Annotated in this window: 1 protein-coding gene; it reads right to left on the bottom strand. The window is 40.6% G+C overall.

What is annotated here, in order from left to right; genetic code table 11:
• A partial coding sequence (locus CWC11_RS22700) for a UbiD family decarboxylase (protein ID WP_138684303.1) occupies positions 1-229 on the bottom strand: 229 nt, incomplete at both ends.

The following is a 229-nucleotide window of genomic DNA, read 5'->3' as shown; positions in this document are numbered from 1 at the left end:
ATTTCATGAATGAGTTGTCCGAAACTGGTATCTTCCTGTGGGGGCCTTCCAACAACAGTAAACGGCCAAATAGCATTTTTTCTGGCATATACCGCATGTACACGCATTACCGGAAAATCATGTTGTAAACTATAATATCCTAAATGATCTCCAAAGGGACCTTCGGGTTTATTTTCGCCCGGATATACTTCTCCTGTTATCACAAAATCGGCATCCGTACTAATACAAA

It is taken from the genome of Pseudoalteromonas sp. S3178 (assembly GCF_005886985.1).
In the GTDB taxonomy this organism is placed as follows: domain Bacteria; phylum Pseudomonadota; class Gammaproteobacteria; order Enterobacterales; family Alteromonadaceae; genus Pseudoalteromonas; species Pseudoalteromonas carrageenovora.
The sequence above is the reverse complement of the archived record's forward strand: the minus strand, read 5'-3'. Positions and strand labels throughout refer to the sequence as shown.